The organism is Terrabacter terrae (assembly GCF_039529575.1).
GTDB lineage: Bacteria > Actinomycetota > Actinomycetes > Actinomycetales > Dermatophilaceae > Terrabacter > Terrabacter terrae.
Genome location: NZ_BAAANB010000001.1, coordinates 209,154 through 215,092, shown reverse-complemented (window position 1 = coordinate 215,092; position 5,939 = coordinate 209,154). Strand labels below are relative to the sequence as shown.

The 5,939-nt window shown below is 70.8% G+C and carries 6 protein-coding genes; 4 read left to right on the top strand and 2 right to left on the bottom strand.

Annotated elements, in window-relative coordinates; all coding sequences use genetic code 11:
- Positions 1-200: 200 nt before the first annotated feature.
- Both ABD194_RS01040 and ABD194_RS01035 read left to right on the top strand, forming a co-directional pair.
- Positions 201-368 (top strand): hypothetical protein, encoded by a 168-nt coding sequence (locus ABD194_RS01040; protein ID WP_343986183.1) that lies wholly within the window; start codon positions 201-203, stop codon positions 366-368.
- 108 nt (positions 369-476) lie between these two features.
- On the top strand, positions 477-1,511 hold the full coding sequence (locus ABD194_RS01035; RefSeq protein ID WP_343986181.1) for a metallophosphoesterase: 1,035 nt from the start codon (positions 477-479) through the stop codon (positions 1,509-1,511).
- 41 nt (positions 1,512-1,552) lie between these two features.
- Here ABD194_RS01035 and ABD194_RS01030 read toward each other — a convergent pair whose 3' ends face one another.
- Entirely contained in the window at positions 1,553-2,227 is a 675-nt protein-coding gene (locus tag ABD194_RS01030) for a response regulator (protein ID WP_343986178.1), read from the bottom strand.
- On the bottom strand, positions 2,224-3,831 hold the full coding sequence (locus ABD194_RS01025) for an ATP-binding protein (protein WP_343986175.1): 1,608 nt from the start codon (positions 3,829-3,831) through the stop codon (positions 2,224-2,226). Before ABD194_RS01025 ends, ABD194_RS01030 begins: the two co-directional genes overlap by 4 nt.
- Positions 3,832-4,036: 205 nt before the next feature.
- On the opposite strand from ABD194_RS01025, the gene ABD194_RS01020 reads away from it, so the two are divergent.
- The gene (locus ABD194_RS01020) at positions 4,037-4,846 is read left to right on the top strand and encodes an ABC transporter ATP-binding protein (protein ID WP_343986172.1); all 810 of its coding nucleotides are present in this window, start codon (positions 4,037-4,039) and stop codon (positions 4,844-4,846) included.
- Positions 4,843-5,766 (top strand): ABC transporter permease, encoded by a 924-nt coding sequence (locus ABD194_RS01015; RefSeq protein ID WP_343986170.1) that lies wholly within the window; start codon positions 4,843-4,845, stop codon positions 5,764-5,766. The genes ABD194_RS01020 and ABD194_RS01015 overlap by 4 nt, the downstream gene beginning before the upstream one ends.
- Positions 5,767-5,939 lie beyond the last annotated feature (173 nt).

The following is a 5,939-nucleotide window of genomic DNA, read 5'->3' as shown; positions in this document are numbered from 1 at the left end:
TGCACACCATCAAGGCCCTCATGGTCGCCACCCTGGTCCAGCTCTGAGGACCGCGGTGCCAGGGAGCGGCCACACCGGCCGCGAGGTCGAGATCGAGCGGCTCGACCCGGCGACGGAGCCAGGCTCCGCAGGGGGCCGGCTTCGTCGCGACGAGCGCGCTCATCGACGACATCTACGCCGAGCTGGAAGGTGACCGCGGCATGGCCCGCACCCCGGAGCAACGTCGGATCGCCTGGCGCGAAAGACCTGTCCGGGAACGACGACCCAAGACCTACAACGCCGACGAGAACGCCCCGATGCGGCGCATCAACGACGCCCTCGGCTTCCGCCCGCACGTCCTCTCCGGCCGCTGGCGCCTCGACCTCTGACGGTCGGATCCCGGCAGACTCCGACTCGCCGGACGCCTCCCACCGGACGCCTGACGTTCACCCTCACGTGGTGCCGGCGTTCGTCCGCGGTGCGGCATAACGGCTGTCATGCACCTTTCGCGCACCCCAGCCCTCGCGGCCGCCGCCGCCTCGCTCGTCGTCCTCTCCGCCGCCGCCGCCACGGCATCGCCGACGGACTCGCCGGGCCAGGGCAAGGACGGCCACTACCGCTTCGCCGTGATCGGCGACGTGCCCTACGGCGAAGCGCAGGTCGCCGCCTTCCCGAAATGGGTCGACCAGATCAACGCGACGCCCGACCTGTCGTTCACGGTCCACGTCGGCGACATCAAGAACGGCTCCTCCGCCTGCACCAACGAGTACTTCGGCATGATCCGCAGCCAGTTCGACCGCTTCACCATGCCGCTCGTCTACACACCCGGCGACAACGAGTGGACCGACTGTCACCGCGCCAACAACGGCACCTACGACCCGCTCGAGCGCCTCTCCGCGATCCGCTCGACGTTCTTCGACCGCCCCGGCCACACGCTCGGCGCGGACCTGACGGTCGCGTCGCAGGCCGCGTCCGGCTTCCCGGAGAACGTGTCGTTCCGTCGCCAGGGCGTCGACATCGCGACCCTGCACGTCGTGGGCAGCAACGACGGCCTCCTGCCCTGGCCCGAGCTCGGCCACACCTCGCCGACGCCCCAGCAGGTCGCCGAGGAGCGCGCTCGCATGGACAGCGCTGTGGCGCAGGTCCGCTCGGCCTTCACCGACGCGCGCCTGCGGCACGACCGCGCCGTCGCGCTCTTCCTCCAGGCGGACATGTTCGACCCGACCTACGACGTGACGTGGGCCGACGACTCGGCCTTCCAGCCGCTCGTGCGCGAGCTGGTCGCACAGTCGAACGACTTCGACGGCGAGGTCTACCTCTTCAACGGTGACAGCCACATCTACAACTCCGACCGGCCCCTCGCTGCCGGCTCGAAGTGGCTCGACTTCTACGACGTGCAGGGCTCGGCCGACAACCTGACCCGCGTCACCGTCGAGGGCTCGAGCAACACCAAGGACTTCCTCCAGGTGACCGTCAACCGCCCGGGCGCCCACCACGTCCTCTCGTGGGAGCGCATCCCCTACGCCTCGTGACTCCAACCGTCGAAGGGCCAGAGTTCGAGGGTTTCCAACCGTCAGCGGCGCGGGAGGTAGCGGTGCTCGGGGCGGCCCGTCGAGCCGTACGTCAGGTCGAGGTCGAGCAGCTGCTTCTTGACGAGCCCCGCGAGGTAGCGCTGCGCCGTCGGCCGGCTCGCCCCGAGGATCTCCGCAACCTCGGCCGCGCCGATCGGGGCCGGCGCCGACGCCACGATCTCGAGCACCCGGGCCATCGTCGGCTGCAGGGTGCGGGCGGCCGCCGCCCGCCGGGGTGGCGCGCCGCGCAGGCTGTAGAGGGCGTCGACGACGTTCTGGTCGGCCTCGGGGGCCCGGTCGATCCGCTCGGACCAGGCGCGATAGCCCTCCAGCTGCTCGCGCAGGGCGGCGAAGGTGAACGGCTTGACCAGGTAGTAGAACGCCCCGAGCTGCATGGCCGAGCGCACCGAGTCGATGTCCCTCGCCGCGGTGACGAGCAGGAAGTCCGGCACCCGCTCCCCCGACGCCGCCACCTGCCGCACGAGGTCGAGGCCGCTGAAGTCGGGCAGGTACATGTCGAGCAGGAGCAGGTCCGGCTGTGCCGACACCACCAGCTCGCGGGCCTCGGCGCCGGTGTGCGCCTCCCCCACCACCTCGAAGCCGGCGAGCCGCGCGACGCTAAGGGCATGGGCGTGCGCGACGTGGTAGTCGTCGTCGACGACGAGGACGCGGATCATGGCGCTCCCTGACGGACGCGGAGGGGCAGACGGACCTCGAAGGTCGCACCCTCGGTGGACGTGGCGTGGATCGTGCCACCGGCACGGGTGACGAGGCGGTGGACGAGGGCGAGGCCGACGCCGCGGCGCATCGCCCCACGCGGCGGCTTCGTCGAGTAGCCGTCGAGGAACACGTCGGCCAGCCGGTCCTTCGGGATGCCCGGGCCGGTGTCCGACACGGTGAGCAGGAGGCTGTCGGCACTGCCCGTGACGCGCACGAGGACTTCGCCCCGCGGGTGGCTGCCAGCGGTGCGCGGGTCGTCCGCGACCGCGTCGACGGCGTTGTCGATGAGGTTGCCGAGCACCGTGACCAACGGCAGGTCCTCGTCTCGGCCCGCCTCGAGTCGGCTCGTGGGGTCGAGGCGCACGACCACGTCACGCTCGGCCGCGACCGTGATCTTGGCGAGCAGGAGGGCAGCCACGACCGGCGAGCCCACGCGCGCCCGGATCTCCTCGCTGGCCAGCGCCGTCTCGGCCTGCAGCTCGCGGCTGTAGCGGGTGGCCTCCTCCACCTCACCGAGCTCGAGCAGGACCGACAGGACGTGCAGGCGGTTGGAGAACTCGTGCTCCTGGGCGCGCAGCGCCGTCGAGAGCCCCTCCATCGAGTCGAGCTGGCGCACCAGCGCCTCGAGCTCGGTGCGGTCGCGGATCGTGACGACCCACCCCACGTTGCGGCCCGCGACGAGTACCGGCATGCGGTTGAGCACGAGCAGGTGCTCGTCCGTGACGGCGACCAGGTCCACCCCCTCGACCTCCCCCGTGACGATGCGCCGCAGCCGACCCTCGGGGACGACCTCCTCGACGCGCTGGCCAACTCCCGTGGAGTCCACCCCGAGCAACCGGCGTGCCTCGTCGTTGAGCACGTTGATGACGCCCTTCGCGTCCACGGCGAGCACCCCCTCGCGTATGCCGTGCAGCATCGCCTCGCGCTCCTGCATGAGCGCCACGATCTCCGCCGGCTCGACCCCGAAGGTGACCCGCTTGATCGCCCGGGCCAGCAGCAGCGAGGCCACCACCCCGAGCGCGAGGGCGATGCCGGCATACAGCGCGATGTCGAGGACCTCGGCGGTGAGCCGGACGCCGACCTCCGACTCGAGGATGCCGACGGACACCTCACCCACGGGGCGGCCCGACGCGTCGACGACGGGGGCGCGTGCGTTCGCGGAGCGCCCGAGGCTGCCCTCGTCGATCCCGGTGTGCACCTGCCCGTCGAGCGCTACGACCGGCTCCTCGATCCGCTTGCCGACCAGGGCCGGGTTCGGGTGCGAGTAGCGCCGGCCGGTGCGGTCGATGATCACGACGTACGAGGCGCCCGTCGAGGCCCGCACCTGCGCCCCCAGGGCAGGCAGCGCGTGCTCCGCGTCACCGTCCGTCACGGCTCGCGCCACCTCCGGCACCCGCCCGAGGGTCACCGCGATGCCGGTCGCCTGCTCGATGGCGTGGCTGTCGGCCGTCTGCGACGTCAGCCGGGCGAAGAGGGCGAACCCGACGGCGAGCGTCACCACGACGATCCCGAGGACGGCCAGCAGGATCCGGGCGGGGAGCGTCCTGCCCAGTCGCGGCATACGACTCCTCCGCTCCTGCTCGGCCACGACGGTGGCGGCGCGTGGTCCCGGTGACACCATCGTCGGCGTCGCACCAAGCATGGCTGAGCAGATTGCACAAAACCATCTCTATCGCGGCTATCGGCGGCAACGATCACAAGCATTCCGGCCAAGTCCGGCCCGCTCCTACGGTGACGCAACTCAACGAGGAGAAAGGGCGGGGCCAATGGCGGCCATCGAGCTACGCAACGTCACCAAGAAGTTCGCCACGGCGGACGGCGGCACCTACACCGCGATCGAGGACCTGTCGCTGACCGTCGAGGACGGCCAGTTCTGCGCCGTCGTCGGGCCCACCGGCTGCGGCAAGTCCACCACCCTCACGCTTGTCTCGGGGCTCGAGCGACCCTCTCGCGGAGAGGCGCTGGTCCACGGCGAGCCGGTTCGCGGCATCGACACGAGCACCGGCTTCGTCTTCCAGCAGGATGCCGTCTTCCCGTGGCGGTCGGTGGTCGACAACGTCGCGACCGGGCCGCTCTACCGCGGCCAGAGCCGGTCGGAGGCGATGAAGCTGGCCCGGGACTGGCTGCGCCGGGTCGGGCTCAGCGGCTTCGAGGACCGCTACCCGCACCAGCTGTCGGGCGGCATGCGCAAGCGCGTCGCGCTCGCCCAGTCGCTCATCAACCAACCGCGCATCCTGCTCATGGACGAGCCCTTCAGCGCCCTCGACGTGCAGACCCGGGCCATCATGTCCACCGAGCTGCTCCGCCTGTGGGACCAGACCAAGCCGACCGTCGTCTTCGTGACGCACGACCTCGAGGAGGCCATCGCCCTCGCCGACAAGGTCGTGGTCCTCACGGCCGGGCCGGGCACCGTCAAGGCCGAGTTCGACATCGACCTGCCGCGACCCCGGGTCGTGCAGGAGATCCGCTTCGACCCACGGTTCACCCGGCTCTACGAGCAGATCTGGGAGGCGCTGCGCGCCGAGGTCGCCGAGGCCTACGCCCGCACGACGCGTCTCGAGGAGGTGGCCTCGTGATCGACACCCCGACCCAGAACGACGGAACGGCCACCGCGATCTCCGCCCAGTTCCCGTCGGCAGCCACGTCGGCAGCCACGCCGGCAGCCACGCCCGCGGGGACCTCCCCTAGGGCCCGGGCCCGACGCCGCCGCACCGTGCTGGCCGCCGCTCGGCTCGCCATCGTCGTCGTCCTGCTCGTCGCCTGGCAGTTCCTCGTGAACGCCAAGGTCGTCGACCCCTTCTTCTGGGGTGAGCCCAAGGGCGTCTGGGGCGACCTCTACGACTGGTTCACCGTCGGCACGAGCCAGGGCTCGCTCGGCGACCAGATCCTGGTCACCTTGGAGGAGGCGGTGCTCGGCTTCGTCATCGGCTCCATCCTCGGAGTCGTGTGCGGCATCGCCCTCGGACGCGTGCGCCTGCTCTCCGAGCTCTTCGCCCCCTTCCTCAAGGCGGCCAACTCGATCCCGCGCATCATCCTGGGCTCGATCTTCACCGTCGCGTTCGGGTTCGGCATCCAGTCCAAGGTGATCCTCGCCGTCGTCCTGGTCTTCTTCGGCGTCTTCTTCAACGCCTTCCAGGGCGCCCGCGAGGTCGACCGCAACCTCATCGCCAACGCCCGTCTCCTCGGAGCGACGCGCTGGCAGGTGACCCGGGACGTCGTGCTCCCGTCCGCCTTCACGTGGATCCTCGCCAGCCTGCACATCAGCTTCGGCTTCGCGCTCATCGGCGCGCTCGTGGGCGAGATCCTCGGCGCCAACCAGGGCCTGGGCCTGCTCATCCGCTCGTCGCAGAACAACTTCGACATGAACGGGGTGCTGGCCGGCATGGTGCTCGTCGCCGCCATCGCCCTCATCGCGGAGGCCCTGATCACCGTGCTCGAACGCCGCCTCCTGAGCTGGCGCCCGCCGCAGACCCATGGAGGCGCCGCCGTCGAGTAGTGCCCTCGGGGCACCTACGCCCACCGGAGAGCAGCACCACATCCAGAAGCGCCACAGCAGTAGCACCACACCCAGACCGAATACGGCCGACACCAGACTCAAAGGAGAGTTCCCATGAACACCAAGCGCATCGCCGCGGCAGGCGCCGCCTTCCTCGCCGCGACCACGATGGC